This window comes from Bacillus sp. LSHTCR4, assembly GCF_057197025.1.
In genome coordinates this window covers 306,723-325,993 of the sequence record NZ_JBXUNO010000003.1, presented here as the reverse complement: position 1 = coordinate 325,993, position 19,271 = coordinate 306,723, and the positions used below count along the sequence as shown (strand labels likewise).

The 19,271-nt window shown below is 32.9% G+C and carries 17 protein-coding genes; all 17 read left to right on the top strand.

The features are described from left to right. Positions 1–56: 56 nt before the first annotated feature. The 17 genes from AC2CGR_RS21210 (at position 57) to AC2CGR_RS21130 (ending at position 19,267) form a co-directional block, all read left to right on the top strand. The gene (locus AC2CGR_RS21210) at positions 57–191 is read left to right on the top strand and encodes a hypothetical protein (protein WP_000008905.1); all 135 of its coding nucleotides are present in this window, start codon (positions 57–59) and stop codon (positions 189–191) included. 308 nt (positions 192–499) lie between these two features. Beyond that, positions 500–772: a sporulation transcriptional regulator SpoIIID gene (gene spoIIID / locus AC2CGR_RS21205; RefSeq protein ID WP_000544012.1), complete on the top strand. Its 273-nt coding sequence runs from the start codon at positions 500–502 to the stop codon at positions 770–772. Between the two features lie 161 nt (positions 773–933). Further along, positions 934–1,935: a rod shape-determining protein gene (mreB, locus tag AC2CGR_RS21200; RefSeq protein WP_000457985.1), complete on the top strand. Its 1,002-nt coding sequence runs from the start codon at positions 934–936 to the stop codon at positions 1,933–1,935. Positions 1,936–2,230: 295 nt separating this feature from the next. Next, positions 2,231–3,472 (top strand): glycosyltransferase family 4 protein, encoded by a 1,242-nt coding sequence (locus AC2CGR_RS21195; protein ID WP_484481126.1) that lies wholly within the window; start codon positions 2,231–2,233, stop codon positions 3,470–3,472. Then, positions 3,423–4,724, top strand: coding sequence for a glycosyltransferase (locus AC2CGR_RS21190; protein WP_484481125.1), 1,302 nt, complete (start codon positions 3,423–3,425; stop codon positions 4,722–4,724). The genes AC2CGR_RS21195 and AC2CGR_RS21190 overlap by 50 nt, the downstream gene beginning before the upstream one ends. 87 nt (positions 4,725–4,811) lie before the next feature. Then, a complete protein-coding gene (locus AC2CGR_RS21185; RefSeq protein ID WP_484481124.1) occupies positions 4,812–5,585 on the top strand; it encodes a hypothetical protein in 774 nt (257 codons plus the stop codon). Next, positions 5,585–7,912 (top strand): glycosyltransferase, encoded by a 2,328-nt coding sequence (locus tag AC2CGR_RS21180; RefSeq protein WP_484481123.1) that lies wholly within the window; start codon positions 5,585–5,587, stop codon positions 7,910–7,912. Before AC2CGR_RS21185 ends, AC2CGR_RS21180 begins: the two co-directional genes overlap by 1 nt. A 58-nt stretch (positions 7,913–7,970) precedes the next feature. Further along, a complete protein-coding gene (locus AC2CGR_RS21175; protein ID WP_484481122.1) occupies positions 7,971–9,479 on the top strand; it encodes a DUF6270 domain-containing protein in 1,509 nt (502 codons plus the stop codon). A gap of 22 nt (positions 9,480–9,501) precedes the next feature. Beyond that, a complete protein-coding gene (locus AC2CGR_RS21170; protein WP_484481121.1) occupies positions 9,502–10,785 on the top strand; it encodes a nucleotide sugar dehydrogenase in 1,284 nt (427 codons plus the stop codon). Continuing rightward, complete coding sequence (locus AC2CGR_RS21165; protein WP_484481120.1) at positions 10,782–11,588, top strand: ABC transporter permease; 807 nt, start codon at positions 10,782–10,784, stop codon at positions 11,586–11,588. Before AC2CGR_RS21170 ends, AC2CGR_RS21165 begins: the two co-directional genes overlap by 4 nt. 15 nt (positions 11,589–11,603) lie before the next feature. Further along, positions 11,604–13,238 carry a teichoic acids export ABC transporter ATP-binding subunit TagH gene (gene tagH, locus AC2CGR_RS21160; RefSeq protein ID WP_484481119.1) on the top strand — a complete coding sequence of 545 codons (1,635 nt, stop codon included), beginning with the start codon at positions 11,604–11,606 and terminating at the stop codon, positions 13,236–13,238. A 780-nt stretch (positions 13,239–14,018) separates the two neighbouring features. Continuing rightward, entirely contained in the window at positions 14,019–14,453 is a 435-nt protein-coding gene (fabZ, locus tag AC2CGR_RS21155) for a 3-hydroxyacyl-ACP dehydratase FabZ (protein WP_000884318.1), read from the top strand. A 387-nt stretch (positions 14,454–14,840) separates the two neighbouring features. After that, positions 14,841–15,038 carry a hypothetical protein gene (locus AC2CGR_RS21150; RefSeq protein ID WP_484481118.1) on the top strand — a complete coding sequence of 66 codons (198 nt, stop codon included), beginning with the start codon at positions 14,841–14,843 and terminating at the stop codon, positions 15,036–15,038. 385 nt (positions 15,039–15,423) lie between these two features. After that, complete coding sequence (gene tagU / locus AC2CGR_RS21145; protein ID WP_074569587.1) at positions 15,424–16,335, top strand: polyisoprenyl-teichoic acid--peptidoglycan teichoic acid transferase TagU; 912 nt, start codon at positions 15,424–15,426, stop codon at positions 16,333–16,335. A 203-nt stretch (positions 16,336–16,538) separates the two neighbouring features. Further along, positions 16,539–17,306: a tyrosine-protein phosphatase gene (locus AC2CGR_RS21140; protein ID WP_484481117.1), complete on the top strand. Its 768-nt coding sequence runs from the start codon at positions 16,539–16,541 to the stop codon at positions 17,304–17,306. 175 nt (positions 17,307–17,481) lie between these two features. Beyond that, positions 17,482–18,474 carry a UDP-glucose 4-epimerase GalE gene (galE, locus tag AC2CGR_RS21135; RefSeq protein WP_001084647.1) on the top strand — a complete coding sequence of 331 codons (993 nt, stop codon included), beginning with the start codon at positions 17,482–17,484 and terminating at the stop codon, positions 18,472–18,474. Between the two features lie 121 nt (positions 18,475–18,595). Then, positions 18,596–19,267, top strand: a complete 672-nt coding sequence (locus AC2CGR_RS21130; RefSeq protein ID WP_484481116.1) for a response regulator transcription factor — start codon at positions 18,596–18,598, stop codon at positions 19,265–19,267. Positions 19,268–19,271: the final 4 nt, after the last annotated feature.

Here is a 19,271-nt window from a genome sequence, read left to right as displayed (position 1 = left end):
TAACAAGGAAAAATGACGAGATTCTCGAATATATATTACAAAAGGGAGGGGATACTGTGTCATTTTTGTTTGTTCTGTCGACTGCTATTATTTTATTGTTTGTTTTATTTACTTTATATTATTACATTGCCAGTAAGAAAGAGGTTCCCCACCATCAATTGTTAGAAGAAGAGTTTGAACGGGAAGAATGACGCCTTATATATAAGGTGTCATTTTTTTTCGCCAAAATAGTCACTGTTAACGTATTTCTCACAAAAAAACGTAATTTTTCTTAACTTAGTCCGCAAAAATAGTGAACATGTAGCATATATCAGTAGTGCGGGCAATACAATGGTATAAACCAAAGCAAAGAGAGTGTTTGAGGTGAGAAATCGTGAATCATTTCATTATAAATCCAAGAATGTTTAACGCTTACAAACAGCACTCACACTTACTTCTAAGTCGTATGCAGCGAGGCTCATTTCACACTTCTCACATCCAATTTAGGGAGGCGAGTGGTGTGCACGATTACATCAAAGAGAGAACTATCAAGATTGGTAAGTATATCGTGGAGACAAGAAAGACAGTGCGTGTCATTGCAAAGGAATTTGGGGTATCGAAGAGTACAGTCCATAAAGATTTAACAGAACGTCTACCAGAAATTAATCCAGAGCTCGCAAATGAAGTGAAAGAAATTCTTGATTATCATAAGTCTATTCGTCATTTAAGAGGCGGAGAAGCAACAAAGCAAAAGTATAGAAAAGAAGATGTAGAAAAGCCGGTACGTCAATAAATATGCGATCGCAAACATTCCGTTTCAATTCGGTAATATTTTTCAGAAGAATTCTTTTTGCGAATATTACGTTTCTGTTAAATTTATGATAAAATCAGAAATTAGGTGTAAAAGAATTCGGGTGTAACCTGATTTTGAATATCGAGGAGGAAAAAACGGGAATGTTTGCGCGAGATATCGGAATTGACCTAGGTACGGCTAACGTATTAATCCATGTTAAAGGTAAGGGTATTGTATTAAATGAGCCATCTGTTGTTGCTATTGATCGTAACACAGGTAAAGTATTGGCAGTAGGTGAAGAAGCAAGAAGTATGGTGGGACGTACGCCTGGTAATATTGTAGCAATTCGTCCACTAAAAGATGGTGTAATCGCAGATTTCGAAATTACAGAAGCAATGTTAAAGTATTTCATTAACAAACTGGACGTAAAGAGCTTCTTTTCAAAACCTCGCATTTTAATTTGTTGTCCAACAAATATCACATCAGTAGAGCAAAAAGCAATTCGTGAGGCTGCTGAACGTTCAGGTGGTAAAACAGTATTTTTAGAAGAAGAACCAAAAGTAGCCGCAGTTGGTGCTGGTATGGAAATCTTCCAACCAAGCGGTAACATGGTTGTTGATATTGGTGGAGGTACAACAGATATCGCTGTACTATCTATGGGTGATATTGTTACCTCTTCCTCTATCAAAATGGCTGGCGATAAGTTTGATATGGAGATCTTAAACTACATTAAACGTAAGTATAAGCTATTAATTGGAGAACGTACTTCAGAAGATATTAAAATTAAAGTTGGTACAGTATTCCCAGGTGCACGTAGCGAAGAACTTGAAATTCGCGGACGTGACATGGTAACAGGTTTACCACGTACAATTACAGTATGCTCAGAGGAAATTACAGAAGCATTAAAAGAAAATGCAGCTGTTATTGTACAAGCTGCAAAAGGCGTACTAGAGCGCACACCACCAGAATTATCAGCGGACATCATCGACCGCGGTGTGATTCTAACAGGCGGTGGAGCTTTACTACACGGTATCGACATGCTTCTAGCAGAAGAGCTAAAAGTACCAGTATTAATTGCTGAAAACCCAATGCACTGCGTTGCGGTTGGTACAGGTATTATGTTAGAGAATATCGATAAATTACCACGTCGTGCTTTAAAATAAAATTAAAAAGTACCTATGCAAAACATGAGAGTGTATTTTGTTTTGCATGGGTACTTTTTATTGTTTTATATAATTATTATATACAATTTTCACAGTGAATTATAATATCATTATTAAATGTGAATTTATGGATTTTTGAAAAGGTATTTAATTCCTGAAAGTTTCATAGTATTCTTAGATATGTGTAAATCTTACATTTAGTTTTTTTTTTTTGAGAATATTTGATTTTAAGATTTAAATAACGATGATTGTTTAAGTAATACTAACATCATAAGTGAGCGGAGATTAATTTAGTATGAAAAAAATTTTAATGATAACACAAAATTTTTATCCGGAAATTGGTAGCGCCTCTAATAGGATGAAAAATATATACTTGGAATTAAATGAGCGAGGTTATGATGTAAAGATATTAACTTCTGATCCTAGTTATCCAAATCGTAATTTATACAAAGATTCGAGTTATTGGTATGATGAAAATATAGAAAAGGATATAGTACGTATCCATCCGAAAACGCGAAAATATACAAGAAACCTTTTTCGAAGGTTGATGTTGTACATAGAGGTTGCCTTTAGGTTAATTTTGGCCATATATAAAGATAAAGAGAAATATGATTATATATTTGTTTCCACACCATCCATCTTTATTCCTGTAGCAGGGATGTTTGCAAAACGAAAAATGAAGGCGAAATTAATTGTTGATGTAAGGGATTTATGGCCGGAGTCCCTAATAGGAATAGGTTTTTTTAATAAAAATTGGATATTAAAATTTGCTTATAAATTAGAGTATAAAATATATCATGCTGCCGATAACATTATTATTAATAGTAAAGGTTTTTATTCTTATATTTCCTCTATAGGTATTGCTCCTAATCGTATTTCATTTATGCCTAATTCTTTAACGGAAAAAGAATTATCTACTGTTCCAAAGAAGAACACTAGTGATCAATTAACTGTGATTTATACAGGGAATATAGGATTAGCGCAAGATATAGAAAAATTAATTTTGATTGCAGAGCATTTGAAAGAGTATAAGAATATTGCATTTAAGATTATTGGATATGGTTATCAAAAGAGAGAGCTTGGAGAGAGTATTGAAGCAAAGCAACTTCCCAATATACAATTGATTGACCCAAAAAACCGTGAAGATACCCTTGCTGAAATTTTTAATGCAGATATAGCATATGTGAGTTTAGTAGAAAAAGATGTATTTAAAAAGGTTCTCCCAGGGAAAGTAATGGATTATATGAGTATGAGAAAACCGATTGTTGCAGATGTTGCAGGTTATGCAAAAGAGGTTATTGAAGAAGCTCAGTGTGGTTTTGTTACTGAAGATAGAACAGCTGCTGAACTAGGCGCTTACATTATCAAGTTAGCACAGGATAAGCAGTTACGAAATAGACTAGGAGAGAATGGATATCAATATGCATTTCGAACATTACGCTGGAAAACAAATATTGAAACTCTATTGAAAATATTGGAGGAAAGAGATGTCACAGAAGAAAGTGTGCATGTTTGTATGGAATCACTTCACAAATGATGCACGTGTATTAAGAGAATGTACAGCCTTAGCAGAATCTGGTTATGAGGTTGATTTAATTTGTATTCACGATTGGAAACAAGAAGATCTTCCTTTATGGGAAAAGGGTCAAGAGGGTTTTACAGTAACTCGTGTGAAGAATAGAGTACCGATATTACAGAAAATATTTGGATTGGCTAAACGCGTCAAAAGGGTAGCGATGAAAAATATCGCTACAATGACTGTGCTTGGTCTATTATTGGTATTAGGAATTTGGAAGTTCCCTATTATAACAGTTAGTTTACTATTACTAGCTTTATTATTTTCGCAGAGAAAGGTTGCTACTTTATTTGTGAGGGGAGCAATTTTGTTTAGAATGGTTCGAGCGGGATTAAAAAAGAATTATGATATATATCATTCGAACGATTTAAATACATTACCACAAGGATTTATATGTGCAAAAATATTGAGAAGGAAAAAGTTGATTTATGATTCTCATGAAGTACAGACGAGCAGAACGGGATATAACAGTAATATTTATGGGATTATGGAGAAATTTTTCATTAAATTTTGTGATGTAATGATTATGGAAAATCATACAAGAGCAAAGTATACAGAAGAATTATATGGGTTTTATCCAAAAGTCATTCATAATTATCCGTTTGTTTCGCGTCCAGAACTGAGTAAATCAATTGAATTACATGGAATGTTAAATGTTTCACAAGATGAACCAATCCTTTTATATCAAGGTGGAATTCAAATTGGACGTGGTCTTGATAAATTGGTACAAGCAGTTCCTTTGTTTAAACGGGGGGTTGTGGTGTTCATTGGTGATGGCCGTATTAAGCCTGAATTACAACAAATGGTGAAAGATATGAAATTAGAAGATCGAGTGAAATTCATACCAAAAGTACCAGTACAGGATCTAATTCACTATACGAAAAATGCTTATTTAGGGTTTCAATTATTAAATAATGTTTGTTTTAATCATTATTCGGCTTCTTCTAATAAATTATTTGAATATATGATGAGTGGTGTACCTGTAGTTGCTTGTAGTTTTCCTGAAATTCAGGGTGTAGTTGAGAAAGAAAATATTGGAGTTTGTGTTGATTCTCATAACCCAGCATCAATTGCTCAAGGAGTAAATTATTTGCTAGATCATCCTGAAAAAAAAGAGGAAATGCAAAGGAACAGTTTTAAAGCGAGAGAGAAGTACAATTGGGAAGAAGAGAAAAAATCGTTTATTGATATTTATCAAAAAATCTTCAAATGAAGATAATTTAACTTTCACTTATAGAGCACATTACTTTTTGATTAGAAAAGTAATAGTGGGCCAAGAAATAATATGGGAGGATTTCAAGTGAATCAAAAATTTGTCGACACTGAACAGTTTAATGAGATAAAGCAGTTAAATAAGAACAGAAGACGTCCTTCTAAAGGAAAGAAAGGGCGTTATGAATCGAAAGCAACAAGGGATACTGAAAAATTTAAGGTAGGGAAGTTAAAAGAGGATAAGGAGAAACCAAAACTAATAGGGAATGAATCGAAAGCAACAAGGGATACTGAAAAATCTAAGGTAGGGAAGTTAAAAGAGGATAAGGAGAAACCAAAACTAATAGGGAATGAATTGAAAGCAACAAGGGATACTGAAAAATCTAAGGTAGGGAAGTTAAAAGAGGATACGGGCAAACCAAAACTAGTAGAGAATGAGATGAAAAAACGAATAACAAAAGAGACGCAAGTAATAGGCAATAAGCCGGTTGAAGAACATAATATGGATACACTTTTTAATAAGGCTAAGCAACTCGAAAAAATAATTATGTCAAAAAATCAGCTTATTAACGAGTTTAATAAAAATAATAAGTTGATATATAAGGAAAATGAAAATTTGATACAGGTGAATATCCAATTAAAACAAGAATTAATTAGTCAGATTAAATGTCGGGAAGAGGAATTAAATCAATTTCTTGAATTGAGACAGATGCATGCTGATATTGAAAGCAAATATGAAAAAGTTGAAAAAAGATTTAATGCCTTAGAGAGGAAATATAATAGTCTAAGTAAATCGAGATTAGGAAAATTAACATTAGGATACTGGAAATTAATGAATAGATTAAAAGGTGGACAGAAATAATGTTAAAAATAAAACAATTAAGAAATAGATTGCAGGAAGTTCAACAAACAAAAGAGCTACTATTGAATCATCCAATTTTAAGTAATATAAAAAATTATGATTCCAAAATACTAATTTCGGGTATACAGAATCAAGATTGGTTTATTAGTAGGGATTATAAAGAAATTATTCATGTAGAAGGGAAAGAGATAATTTTAAAGCAAGATCCTACAAAGTTTATTTATATCTCTTATCTAGAGAGGAACATAAATTTTACTAAGAGACCTAAGGATAGATTATTTGATTTAGATTTAGAAAAGATGTACCATGTGATATTTCAAGGTGAAAAAACTGAGACATCAGATGCTCATCTATATTTCATTATGTATCCTAAGGTTGGAAATCCCCGCAGTGAAATTATTCCTTTAGGGAATGAGATGAAATTTAATTTGTTGCCAGATACGGAATCGGTAAGAATTGGAATAAAGTTTATTGGTAAAGGGAAAATAGATTTCAAAGGGATAGAGATTCGAGAATGTACCTCGGTCCAAAAGTTATCCTTTATACAAAAAGAAAATGACGTAAATAAGCTTGATAATTTTAGGGAATATGTAGGGAATATAGAAAAACATCGTAATCAACTGCAAATTTCAAAAGATACAAAGATTGCTGTTATATTAGATGAGTTTAGTTATGAATGTTTTAAATATGAAGCTAATCTTTTACCTATTACGCAAGAGAACTGGAAAGAAGTTATAGAAAAAGAGAGCCCCGAAATGTTATTAGTAGAATCAGCTTGGGCAGGTAACAAGGGTGCATGGAATTATAAGGTTGCAAATCTTCATAAAAATAATAGGCACCCTCAACTAAGAGAATTAGTTGATTTTTGTAAAGCAAAAGGAATTCCTACCGTATTTTGGGATAAAGAAGGAAAAGATAATTTTGAAGTATTTAAAGAGGCCGGAAGCTATTTTGATTATATTTTCGTTACAGATGAGCATAATATAGACAATTTTAAGAATTGCGCTAAACATGATCGTGTATATCCTTTGTCTTTTGCAGCACAACCTAGGATACACAACCCAATTAATAAAAATAGGGGGAAATTAGGAACAGTTGCTTTCTCTGGTTCTTGGTACGGGAATAAGCACCCAGATCGTATAAAGGATGTAGAGAATGTAGTAGCACCTGCAGTTGAATTTGATTTGGATATTTATGACAGGTTTTATGGGGTAGAGATGAAAACAGCTACAGATAGAACATGGCCTGATCTATATCAAGACTCTATTATTGGAAATTTAAGTTATGATAACATGGTGGAAGCGTATAAAAATTATGATATTTTCTTAAATGTGAACTCAATTCAAAATAGTAAGTATATGTTTTCGCGCCGTGTATATGAAGTTTTGGCGAGTAAAACAATGGTGATTTCTGGGGATTCTGTAGGGGTTAGAGAGCAGGTTGGAGATTACTTATATATATCAGATGCGCCAGAAAAAACAAGGAATATGTTGAAGGTATTGTTGCAAAACCCATTAAAATTGGAGCGTGAGGCAAAGTTAGCTCAGCGTTTTATTATGGAAAACCATACTTATAGTCATAGATTAGAAGAAATGTTTGATATTATCGGAATACAATATCAAAAGAAAAAAGAAAAGCTTGTAAGTGTAGTAGCTATTACAAATAGACCTCAATTTATGGATAATATTTATGAGAATTTATCCAATCAAACTTACGAAAACATTGAACATATTATTATTTTAAATAATAATAATATGAATATTAAACAATGGGAAAAGAAATTTGAAAACTTAAGGAATACTAGGATATTTAAAGTGGATGAAAAGAATTCTTTAGGTGCCTGTCTTAACTTTGCTGTTGGAAAAGCTACAGGTGAAATTATTGCAAAAATGGATGATGACGATTATTATGCCCCTAATTATTTGAAGGATATGGTCATGTCATTTGAGTATACGGATGCTTCAATAGTTGGAAAAAGTACGTACCTTGTACACTTTGAGGAAAATAATGCATTAATAAAGAGGAAAATTGGTGCTGGTGAAGAAAGGTACTCAAATTTTGTAGCGGGAGCAACTTTAGTATTTAAAAAAGAGGTATTTAAAAAATTAAACGGTTTTGATGATCGGAATACCGGAGAAGACACAAAATTCATTGAAAAAGCGCTAAAGAATGGTTATAAAATTTATTCGAACGATAGTTATAACTTTTGTGTAATACGCCGCAAAAATAAAGCGACTCATACATGGCAAATTACTGATGAGGATATGTTAAAGCAGGGAAATGTATTGGCATATACTACAGACTTTAAAACTTATGTCACAATATAATTGTAGTAATATTAGGTTTTACGAATTTCCACCCTAAAACAATTGAAGGAGAGATAGTATGGCATTTCCAGGAGAAAAAACGTTTCAATCAACTAGACCCATTAAATATGTATTTCAAAAGGCTGATAAACCTTGTAATCATCTTATTATTGTATTTTCAGGATTCCATGGTAGAGAAATAGAGGGAATGCCACCAGTTTATAATTATGTGAAAACACTAGATGAATGTCAATGTAATAAATTATTTATCTTAGATGATTATGATGGGAAAGTTAGTTATTATATTGGGAAAAATCGTGACTATGCTTTGGAAGCTGCAGTTATATCTTTAATCACCTATATTGCTAATGAAAACATGGTACCGATGGGAAATATAATTACATGTGGATCTAGTAAGGGAGGCTATGCCGCTTTATATTATGCTATTAAATATAGCTTTGGAGCTGCTATTAGTGGTGGACCACAAACTTTAATGGGAGATTATCTATTTAATCTATCCAGCTTTACAAGGGGGATTATTGAATTTATTGCAGGTGATTGTAGTAAGGAAAGTGTAGAGTTCTTAAATGGTCTCTTATATCAGCCGATAGAACAAAAGAATACTTTTCCTGAAATTAATATTCAGGTAGGTAAGGGAGATCATCACTATTCTAATCATGTTTTACCATTTGTGGAAAAGCTAGAAAAAGAGGAAATACCCTATAATTTAGAAGTTGCAGACTATGAAAAACATGGAGAAGTGGCACAATACTTTCCGAAATATATGTTGAAAAATATAGAGAGAATTATTAATTCAAAAGATCAACTAATGTATAAGCGTGAAGAAAAAACAACGCCCTCTGTCGCCATTTTGGGGAGTTGTGTAACAAGAGATGCCTTTACTTTTGATAAAGAAAAGAGAGTGGAACTTCCTTATTATCAAGCACGGACATCATTATTGAGTATTATGACTAAACCATATGAAGTTCAAGATGTAGATTTAAGTAATTTATCGAGTGATTTTCAAAAAAGATTAGTAAAAGATGATATGATGAAGAATTTTTTTGAAAAAATATCAGCTAAACCCTCTGAGTATTTAATATTGGATTTCATAGATGAGAGATTTGATGTGGTGAAAATAGGCGAAAGTTATATTACACGTTCATTTGAGTTTATTAATAGCAAATTAGAAAGTAAATTAGCGGGTTTTGAAGTAGTACAAAAGCGAATGGTACTAGAACAATGGGAACAAGCTTGTGACGCATTTGCGAAAGAAATTATAAAAGCATATGACCAATCCAAAATTATTCTTCACAGAGCATATTGTAAGGATGAGTACTTAGATAAGGAAGGGGTTGTTAGGAGATTTAATTCGGATATATTAGAAAGAAACAAGGCTCTTAATGGATTATTAAGTCATTTATATAATTATATACAGCAAGTTTTACCTGACATGAAAATTATTGATTTGTCAGATGAAAAGCATTATGCATGGGAAGGACATACATGGGGCTTATCTGCTTTTCATTATGAAGATAAATACTATATAGATTTTCTGAAAAATTTAGAAGGAATTATTTCTAAGTAATAAAAAACAGGAGGATATTAATATGAAAATTTGTACGATGGGACTAGGTTATATTGGATTACCGACATCAGCAATGTTTGCACAATATGGTACAGAGGTAGTAGGTGTAGATATTCACCCAAAAGTAGTGGACAAACTAAATAAGGGTGAAATTCATATTGAAGAACCAGGTCTCGGAGAAGTTGTAAAAGAAGTAGTTGCAAATGGAAAATTCCGTGCATCTTTAACACCAGAAGAAGCAGATGCGTTTATTATTTCTGTTCCAACACCAAATAATGATGACGAGCATAAATCTTGTGATTTAACATATGTTTTAACAGCTACGAAAAAAGTATTACCATTTGTAAAAAAAGGTAATGTAATTATTGTTGAGTCTACGATTGCCCCACGTAGCATGGATGACTATGTAAAACCTTTGGTGGAAGAAGCTGGATTTAAAGTTGGAGAGGATATTTATCTTGTTCATTGTCCAGAGCGAGTTCTTCCAGGGCAAATTTTACACGAATTAGTACATAATAACCGTATTGTTGGTGGTGTTACTCCTGCTTGTGCAGAAGCTGGAGCTCGTGTATATGGTGTATTTGTAAAAGGTGAAATCATTAAAACAAATGCAAAAACAGCAGAAATGTCAAAGCTTATGGAAAATACATTCCGTGATGTAAATATTGCGCTTGCAAACGAGTTAACAAAAGTTTGTAATTCATTAGACATTAATGTATTAGATGTAATTGAAATGGCTAACAAGCATCCACGTGTGAACTTACATTACCCAGGTCCGGGTGTAGGTGGACATTGTTTAGCAGTTGATCCATACTTTATCGTTGCTAAAGCACCTGAATTAGCAAATATTATTAAACTTTCTCGTGAAACGAACGTTTCTATGCCACATTATGTGACTGAAAAAGTAAAAGAATTGCTTGCAGGTGTTGAAAATCCAAAGGTAGCGGCATTTGGTGTGACATATAAAGGGAACGTAGATGATATGCGTGAAAGTCCAGCAATGGATGTGATTGATTTAATCCGAAATGAAGGAATTACAGTTTCAGCACATGATCCACATGTAGAATCTGATTTCTTTGAATTACATTCTGCAGAAGAAGCTGTTAAGGATGCACATTTAATTCTAGTATTAACGGATCATGATGAATTTAAAACGATGAATTATGAAATATTAGCACCATACATGGCAAAAGCTGTTGTTTTTGATACACGTAATTGTATACAAGCTGTTTCAACTGATGAAGTAGAAATTATTAATTTTGGAACTTTATATGAGGTGTTATCGAAAAAAGTGATGACAGTATGAGGTTGTTAAAGACTGTTATTCAGGAACAATTTGATAATTTATACCTAATCAGGAGACTATCTATATATCAGCTAAAACAGGAATATGCAGGTAATTTGTTAGGGGTTTTATGGGTTTTTTTGAATCCTCTTACACAAATTGGCGTATATTGGTTAGTTTTTGGGTTAGGAATTAGAGGGGGGGCGCCAATCAATGGCGTTCCTTACTTTATTTGGATGATTTCTGGAATAGTACCATGGTTCTTCATTAGTTCTGGGATAACAAAAGGGGCAAATGCAATACATGGTCGTTTAAGTACAGTATCTAAAATGAATTTTCCATTGAGTATTATTCCGACATATGTAATCGTTTCTCAGTTATATACACATTTAATCTTAGTGGTGTTTGTACTTATAATTATTCTTTTAAATATAGGATGGAGTACTATAAGTATTTTAGGTTTGATATATAGTTTGATGTCTTCTGTATTATTTTTAATCGGATTATCTTTTGTGACATCAACATTATCAACAATGCTTCGAGATATTCAATTGTTAATTCAATCTGTTACAAGAATGTTATTCTTTTTAACTCCAATCTTTTGGGAACCAAAAGAGAATATGTCAGATTTATTTTTGTTTATAGTTAAGATTAATCCTCTATACTATTTATTAGAAATATACCGAGGTGCTTTAATTTATAATAATATGTCTGTAGTTTTTTCATGGTATACATTATATTTCTGGGGGATTGTAATATTATTATTTGTTTTTGGATCCATGCTTCATGTCCGATTCCGTAGGCAGTTTGTTGATTACTTATAAAAGGTGAATAATCCAATGAATTATAAAGTGAAGTTAGAACATGTAACAAAAAAATATAAGATGTACAACAAGCCTTCTGACAAATTAAAAGATTTATTTTTTAGGAGTGGAGATGGTGAGTATCATTATGCCCTAAATAATGTATCATTTGAAGTACCAGAAGGCGAGATTGTTGGAATTGTCGGTTTAAATGGCTCAGGAAAAAGTACACTATCTAATTTAATTGCTGGTGTAACAATGCCAAATAAAGGGACGGTTGATATTAATGGCACTGCAGCGTTAATTGCAATTTCTTCAGGATTAAACGGCCAATTAACAGGTCTTGAAAATATTGAATTAAAAGGCTTGATGATGGGGCTTAGTAAAGAAAAGATCAAGAGAATTATTCCTCAAGTTATTGAATTTGCAGATATTGGTAAGTTTATATATCAGCCTGTCAAAACCTATTCAAGCGGAATGAAATCGAGACTAGGCTTTGCAATTTCAATTCATATTGATCCTGATATTTTAGTAATTGATGAAGCACTTTCTGTAGGCGATCAAACGTTTACGCAAAAGTGCTTGGATAAAATGAATGAGTTTAAAGAACGTGGTAAGACGATTTTCTTTATTAGTCACTCCATTTCCCAAGTGCAAAGTTTCTGTACAAAAGCGATTTGGATTCATTATGGGCAGTTGAGAGAATACGGAAATGTCAAGGAAGTAGTCGATCATTATAGTGACTTTTTAAAGCAATATAATCAAATGACTGCAGAAGAGAGAAAACAGCTCCGTGAAGAACAAATGTCACAATTTCAGCATGGCTTATTACAAGAACAGTTTACAAGAATTCCAAAGCCTCGTCGTAACCTTGAATCGAGCCGCCATAAAGTGAAAAGAAAAAGTAAGATAATTGCTGGGGTTTGCTTAGCTGCGATAGCGGGGATCATTGCAACAGGGATTCACTATAATGACTTAATGCTATTTAGCAAGGGAAATAAGGATATAGAAAAAGTGGTTTCAAGTAAGACTATAACTGAAGAGAAGCAAGCTGGAAAAGAGGAAAGATACATAGTAAATAGCAATGAAATTAGCATTCGTAAAGAAGCAAGCACAAGTAGTGAACGCATGGCTGTTGCAAACTTTGGAGACGTTTTTATTGCATTTGATCGTAAAAAAAGTACAGTAAACACCGATTGGATCCAAATTAGATTACCAAGTGGAGAAACTGGATGGTTAAGTACACAATATACTGTACCTTTTACATCTAAGCAGAATATGGTAGAGGATTCAAAATTAGATGATTTACTTTCATTACTAAAGCGTGTGTATGGGGCTCCAATTAAGGAGGCACCTTCTTATCTAGGCAAGACGGAAAAGGAATTAGAGGCAATATATCCAAATACATTAAACCCATTACAGAATGTAGCAGGAAAAACAATTGTTAAAGATGGAAATATCCAATTTGGTATTTCACAAAATCAGGTAGTAGATATTACACTTCAAGATATTTCGTTATCTGTTGCGAAACTTCATGAATTATTAGGAAAAGAGAGCATCAGTAATAATGAAGAAAACAACTATTTCTATGAGACAAATAGTTATTATGTTGCAGCGCGTTCAGATAAAACACATAAGGAAATTCAATCTATATCAATTGTAAAAAAATAAAGTTTTTTCTTTTTAGAGATTTATCTTTTTTAATAAAGGTAAATCTCTTTTTTTATGAGAAAATAACTGTTATATATTGGTGTTTTTAATGCGCTATTTAAAAATAAAGCACTTTTTTGATTATTTTTTGTTTTGTGGTGTAATGGCAAAGCTTATTTATTAGATGTTTTCCATTCGATAGTTTCAATGTTTAGGTTAATATAGCACTTTATCACAATCAAATCATCATGTGAACGCCGAGTAGAGTGTCATGAATCAATAAGTTTATGTATGATTTTTTTACATTTTTTGATTTCTTTCTAAAAATAGAGGTAAATAAATTTGAATATTTATATTGAAATTTATTGTAATGTAATATATGAGTTTTATGAAAAGAGTTTTTACTTATATTTTAATAATTTTTAATTCGAATTCATATTTCTAAATATCACATTTAAGAGAATGTAAGGAAAATAGAGAAATCCTGAGTAATATTAGGTAATTAATACGAAAAAGGTCGAAAATTAGGTTTTAATTTCTTATTTTTGTCATATATAATAAATCTTGAATACGACATTAAGGCTTAATATATTTGATATAATTTGCCTTTCCCTAACTTGGGTATACACTCTTTTCAACCTCCGTGTCAGTAATAATACATATTGAAAAGAGTGTATACATTTTTTTATTTATAAGAGAAATCTTGAAAATCTTTTTTATAATGACAAATGAGATTTAAAATGGGATAATGATAGTATAACTTCTGGTGGTATGACCAATCTTTTGTAAGGAGAGAAGTGTATGCTAGATATTCAACAAATTAAAGAAATAATTCCTCATCGCTATCCATTTCTACTAGTGGATAAAGTTTTAGAAGTAGAAGAAGGTAAGCGTGCTATTGGGATAAAGAATGTTACAGCTAATGAAGAATTTTTTAATGGACATTTTCCAGATTATCCTGTAATGCCAGGTGTTTTAATTGTAGAGGCTTTAGCACAAGTTGGCGCTGTTGCTATGTTGAAGAAAGAAGAGAATCGTGGTCGCTTAGCATTTTTTGCAGGCATCGATAATTGCCGTTTTAAACGACAAGTCCGTCCAGGTGATCAGCTTCGTTTAGAAGTTGAAATGACTCGTGTACGTGGAGCAATTGGAAAAGGAAAAGCCATTGCTACTGTAGATGGTGAAATTGCTTGTGAGACAGAAATAACGTTCGCTCTTGGAGATAAAAAAGAATAGTAAATATAAAATGTTTTTATACAGATAGGTGGATGCTGGGCTGAGTTTGTAGCCTTGTGTCCACCTATTTTATTTGCAAGTAGTAATATGTGATTTGTTTAGTAAAGAAATTTAGTAGCAGGAATACTTTAGAATGTTAATAAGAGTTTTGATTAAATAAGTCAGAGGATATTTCGGAATAATTAAGAAGGTAATTTATATAAATTTGCAGGTATTTATAGTGTGATGAAAGAATAAAGTAAAGGTAAGAATTTATACATTAAATTGTTAAATATATAGGGGACGGAACTTTTAAAAGATTATAAAAGTTCACGGCGATTTCATAAGAAAAACACAACTTTTTAAGAAAAGAAATATAAAATGAGTTTATCAAAATAGAGAAAAGAGATGATGAATGTGAAGCTATGCGAGGTTTTACATGATTATGAGAATGGAAGGTTTAAAGATGGCGATATGTTTTTATATCAAAATAATCCAAGGATGATTGCAATTTTTAAATCGGGTAATTTTGTTTGGAACGATGACAATGTGGCTGTTAATTGTAAAGATATTTCAAAAGATATTTGGTATATCAGAGAAAAGTAGTGAAAGATTAAGGATGCCATGCGAAAGGGTTCATTCGGGTTAATTATCTGAATATTTAGTCATTTTTTTGATTGATATGTGTGGAATAGAGAATTTTTACAAATATAGAAGAAATCCATCTTAATGCGAGAGGATGGCCAAACTGAAAAATAATTAGAAATAAGAAGTGCAAATCTTATTGTTTTATGGGAAAATTACACTTATATGAATATAGAAGATAATAAAAAACTTCATCATGTAATTGATGGAGTTTTTCTTGTTTTTATGACAAATACTAATTGCTCTTTTTAATTTACCTTTTATTTTTAATCAAGAATAATGTAATATAGTGGTGAGTATAAAAATAGATATATTATTTTAAAATTTTGATAAAGAGGGTAAAGGTATGAAAAAGAAAATTTTATTTTGGGTACTCGGTATTCTTGGGGTACTAATCATAGGTGGAGGAATTTATGCCTATAATGTATATTCTTCTGTATCTAATACATTAAAGGAAGTTCATCAACCTTTAAAACGTGATCAAAACAACAGTAAAGTTGGAGAAAAAGTTAGTAAGAGTGAACCAGTGTCAATTTTATTACTAGGAGCAGATGAGCGCGGTGATGATAAAGGGCGTTCAGACTCTTTAATGGTGATTACATTAAATCCTAAAAATAACTCTATGAAAACAGTAAGCATTCCTCGTGATACGTATACAGAAATTGTTGGAAAAGGTAAAAGTGATAAAATCAATCATGCTTATGCATTCGGCGGAGTAGATATGTCTGTAGCGACAGTAGAAAACTTCTTGAATGTTCCTATTAATTATTATATTGAAGTGAACATGGAAGGTTTTAAAGATATCGTTGATGCAGTCGATGGTGTAGATGTAAATAATGATTTAGAATTTACGCAAGATGGACATCATTTTGCGAAAGGAAATATTCATTTAACAGGTGACCAAGCTCTAGCATTCACACGTATGCGTAAACAAGATCCACGTGGTGATTTTGGTCGTCAGATGCGCCAACGCCAAGTGATGCAAGGTGTTATCAAAAAAGGTGCAAGCTTCTCTTCTTTAACGGGTTATGGAGATGTATTAGCGGCAATTCAAAAGAATGTGAAGACAAACTTAACGCAAGATCAAATGTTTGATATGCAAAAGAACTATAAAGATTGCTTGAAAAATAGTGAGGATATCCAAATCCCAGGTGATGGTCACAAGGCTGCTGACGGCATTTGGTATTACTATGTTCCAGATGCAGCAAAACAAGATTTAACGAATAAATTAAGAGCGCATCTTGAAGTGACGAAGTAGCATAAGAGCCTTTATTACGTATAACTAGATGAAGGATTTCTTCCTGATGTATATGGTTATATAATTTTAGTTTGTCATTTTAACTTTCGTACTAATGAATAAGAAGGTAGATATGTGAAGAAACATATCTACCTTTTTCTATAAATATTAACTAGTTAATATTTATAGAAAGAGGTTGTTGTGTAAAGGGATGGTGATAAGAAATGATTGATATGCATTGTCATATTTTACCCAATGTTGATGACGGGGCGAATACGTTAATAGACAGTTTGGAAATGGCAAGATGGGCAGTCGCGGAAGGAATTCATACTATTATTGCAACGCCGCATCATAAAAACGGAAAATATGTTAATGAATGTGCTGAAGTTATATATAAAGTAGAAAGATTAAATGATGAGTTACAAAGACAAAACATTCCACTTAAAGTATTGCCGGGGCAAGAAGTACGATTATATGGTAATTTATTAGAAGAATATGAGTCTGGTAAGGTTATGACTTTAAATGAGACAAATAAATATATGTTGATTGAATTTCCAGCTAATCATATACCACATTATGCGGAACAATTATTATATGAGTTGAAATTAAAAAGGATTACTCCCGTTATTGCTCATCCTGAACGCAACGCTGAGTTTAGAGAGAGACCAGAAAAGCTATACGATATTGTAAAGAAGGGTGCCTTGACGCAAGTAACAGCAGGCAGTTTGGTTGGGAAATTTGGGAGGGAAATCAATAAATTTTCTTTGCAACTTGTTGAACATAATTTAACACATGTAATTGCCTCAGACGCGCATAATACAACAACAAGAGGTTTTAACTTAAATAAAGCTTATGAAAGAATTCAAAAGGAATTTGGAACTAACGTTATGCACGGGTTAAAAGGAGCGCCGGCTTTATTAATTAGTGGGCAATCAATCGCCAAGTACGAGGCTAATCGAATTCAACGTAAAAAGTTGTTTGGGATTTTTTAATTGGAGAGAAGCTTGTGATTGTAGGAAGTTAATTATATGAAACAAGTTGATAAGGCTCGAATTATACCATTTCAAATGAAAGTTTATGGTAAAATATAAGGAAGTAAATGATTTTAAATGTAAGAGAGAAGCTATTTGTTTTGTTGAGTATAGTTATTGAAGTAGGAGGAAGACAATGAATTCAATTCTAATCTGCGGCGGAGCTGGTTATATCGGTTCTCACGCTGTGAAAAAATTAGTAGACGAAGGTTTATCTGTAGTAGTAGTAGATAACTTACAAACGGGTCATGAAGATGCGATTACGGAAGGTGCGAAGTTTTATAATGGCGACCTTCGTGATAAAGCATTTTTAAGAGATGTTTTTACACAAGAAAATATTGAGGCGGTTATGCATTTTGCGGCTGATTCTTTAGTGGGAGTTAGTATGGAGAAGCCTCTTCAATATTATAATAACAATGTGTATGGTGCACTTTGCTTATTAGAGGTAATGGATGAGTTTAAGGTAGATAAGTTTATTTTCTCTTCAACTGCAGCAACGTATGGTGAGGTAGATGTAGACCTTATTACTGAGGAAACGATGACAAATCCAACGAATACGTATGGAGAAACGAAGTTAGCGATCGAGAAGATGCTTCATTGGTATAGCCAAGCTTCTAATTTACGTTATAAGATTTTCAGATACTTTAACGTGGCTGGTGCAACTCCAAATGGTATTATTGGAGAAGATCACCGTCCAGAGACGCATTTAATTCCTCTTGTGCTGCAAGTGGCGTTAGGGCAACGTGAGAAGATTATGATGTTTGGTGATGACTATAATACACCAGATGGTACTTGTATCCGTGATTATATTCATGTTGAAGATTTAGTAGCGGCTCACTTCTTAGGTCTTAAGGACCTACAGAACGGCGGAGAGAGTGATTTCTATAACTTAGGAAATGGTAATGGTTTCAGTGTAAAAGAAATCGTTGATGCAGTTCGTGAAGTTACAAATCATGAAATTCCTGCTGAAGTAGCACCGCGCCGTGCGGGAGATCCGGCACGTTTAGTTGCTTCTTCTCAGAAAGCGAAAGAGAAGTTAGGATGGGATCCTCAGTATGTAAATGTGAAGACAATCATTGAGCATGCTTGGAATTGGCATCAGAAGAAACCTAATGGGTATGAGAAATAAAATATAATAAGTGAAAAAGGGGTATTGTCGTTCAACATATGTTCGACAATACCCTCTCTTTTTTTATAAGATTTTTGCTATACTAAACTGTACTATAATACAGGGTGGAAGGAGGAGAATAATGAAAATACTTGTAGTGGATGATGAGTCGAGTATTCGCAATTTGATTCGGATGCAGTTAGAGATGGAAGGATACGAAGTGCTCACGGCGGTTGATGGGAGAGAAGCTTTAGAGAGATGGTATGAAGGGCCGGATGTTTTGATTTTGGATGTTATGCTTCCAGATACAGATGGATATGAATTACTTCGTCTGTTCCGGGAGAAGGATAGGGATATTCCAGTCCTCATGTTAACTGCGAAGAGTCAGATGAATGATAAATTGCTTGGCTTGCAGCTTGGTGCAGATGATTATGTGACGAAGCCATTTAATTATGCGGAGCTTATTCTTCGGGTCAAGAATATGACGCGGCGCGTGAAGAAGAAAGAGGTAACGGTAAGCCATGAAGTAATCGGGGCGGGAGAGATAACGATTTGTCCTAAGGAAAGAAAAGTGCATGTTAGTGGACAAGAGATTCAGTTAACGTACAGAGAGTTTAATTTATGTCAGTTATTTGTTTCAAATCCGCAGCGTGTATTTATGAGAGATGAGTTACTGGAGAAAGTATGGGGATTTGAGTATATCGGAAATACGAGAGCGGTTGATATTATGGTGCAAAGACTGCGGAAGAAGCTAGGGAATAGCGGGGAATATATTAAAACAATTTATGGCGTTGGCTATAAACTAGATTGTTAAGTGG